This is a genomic window from Paenibacillus tritici, assembly GCF_013204885.1.
Classification (GTDB): domain Bacteria; phylum Bacillota; class Bacilli; order Paenibacillales; family Paenibacillaceae; genus Paenibacillus_AQ; species Paenibacillus_AQ tritici.
In genome coordinates, this window is record NZ_JABMKX010000039.1 from 1 (window position 1) to 1,901 (window position 1,901).

Sequence of the window (1,901 nt, forward strand, 5' to 3'; positions counted from 1 at the left end):
TCTGTGCAACTCCACATCCTTTCCCACTTAACACACACTTGGGGACCTTAGCTGATGGTCTGGGCTGTTTCCCTTTTGACAATGGATCTTAGCACTCACTGTCTGACTCCCGGCAAGAAGTAAATGGCATTCGGAGTTTGACTGAGCTTGGTAACCCTTGCGGGCCCCGCACCCAATCAGTGCTCTACCTCCACCACTCCATTCACCGAGGCTAGCCCTAAAGCTATTTCGGGGAGAACCAGCTATCTCCGAGTTCGATTGGAATTTCTCCGCTACCCCCACCTCATCCCCGCATTTTTCAACATGCGTGGGTTCGGGCCTCCAGTGCGTGTTACCGCACCTTCACCCTGGACAGGGGTAGATCACACGGTTTCGGGTCTACGTCCACATACTCAGTCGCCCTATTCAGACTCGCTTTCGCTGCGGCTCCGGCTTCTCACCTTAACCTTGCATGTTAAACGTAACTCGCCGGTTCATTCTACAAAAGGCACGCCATCACCCATAGAAAGGGCTCTGACTTTTTGTAAGCACACGGTTTCAGGTTCTATTTCACTCCCCTTCCGGGGTGCTTTTCACCTTTCCCTCACGGTACTGTTTCACTATCGGTCGCCAGGTAGTATTTAGCCTTAGCAGATGGTCCTGCTGGATTCATACGGGGTTTCACGTGCCCCGCACTACTCGGGATCCGTCTCGGAGAGAACACAGTTTAGGCTACAGGGCTTTTACCTCTATCGCGGGCCTTTCCAGACCTCTTCACCTACCATATTCCTTTGTAACTCCATGTGAGACGTCCCACAACCCCAAGGGGCAAGCCCCTTGGTTTAGGCTGTTCCGCGTTCGCTCGCCGCTACTGACGGAATCACTATTGTTTTCTCTTCCTCAGGGTACTTAGATGTTTCAGTTCCCCTGGTCTGCCTCTGCGTATCCTATGTATTCAGATACGAGTAACTGCGAATTACCACAGCTGGGTTTCCCCATTCGGACACCCCCGGATCAAAGCTTGCTTACAGCTCCCCGAGGCAGTTTCGTTGTTCGCCACGTCCTTCGTCGGCTCCTGGCGCCTAGGCATCCTCCGTGTGCTCTTATTAGCTTAACCAACGCTCCGATGTTTGGCTGATTCGCTCATCTTGTTTTGAATGCTGTTCATGGATTGCTCCATTCACCAACACATTCAAAGCCAAAGGTCACTTCATCATCCAAAATCTTCGCTTAGCATCACTATAATATTGAAACTTGTTTACACAAGTTCAGCTTAAAGGAATGTTCTAAAACGCAAATTCGTTTCGGTATCCAGTTTTCAAGGATCAAGTTCTTGCATATACTTTTGTAAAGAAGTTTTGGTGGAGCCAAGCGGGATCGAACCGCTGACCTCCTGCTTGCAAGGCAGGCGCTCTCCCAGCTGAGCTATGGCCCCAAAATGGTATTCAATTAAAATGTTATATGGTGGGCCTTGGTGGACTCGAACCACCGACCTCACCCTTATCAGAGGTGCGCTCTAACCAACTGAGCTAAAAGCCCATATAACAGATAACATTGTGAATCAATCAATAAATTGATTGTTCGCTTGGCGGCGTCCTACTCTCCCAGGACCCTTCGGTCCAAGTACCATCGGCGCTGGAGGGCTTAACGGTCGTGTTCGGGATGGGTACGTGTGGAACCCCTCCGCTATCGCCACCAAACGCATACGAAAGAGACTTGCTCTTTCAAAACTGAACACGAGTGAGTGTTCGAACCCGAAGGTTCACTTGTGGAAGCTTAGCTTCCGATTTGAATGTTTCCGTTGCAGGAAACGATTCTCCATAGAAAGGAGGTGATCCAGCCGCACCTTCCGATACGGCTACCTTGTTACGACTTCACCCCAATCATCTACCCCACCTTCGGCGGCTGGCTCCCTTGCGGGT

General features: G+C 50.8%; 2 tRNA genes and 3 rRNA genes. All 5 read right to left on the reverse strand.

Features of this window, described 5'->3' with window-relative positions:
* Nucleotides 1–1,096 (reverse strand): 23S ribosomal RNA (locus HQN87_RS31910); the annotation flags it as partial.
* 242 nt (nucleotides 1,097–1,338) lie between these two features.
* A tRNA-Ala gene (locus HQN87_RS31915) sits at nucleotides 1,339–1,414 on the reverse strand.
* A gap of 27 nt (nucleotides 1,415–1,441) precedes the next feature.
* Nucleotides 1,442–1,518: transfer RNA gene (locus HQN87_RS31920), tRNA-Ile, on the reverse strand.
* Between the two features lie 44 nt (nucleotides 1,519–1,562).
* Nucleotides 1,563–1,679: ribosomal RNA gene (gene rrf, locus HQN87_RS31925) — 5S ribosomal RNA — on the reverse strand.
* A gap of 124 nt (nucleotides 1,680–1,803) precedes the next feature.
* Nucleotides 1,804–1,901 (reverse strand): 16S ribosomal RNA (locus HQN87_RS31930); the annotation flags it as partial.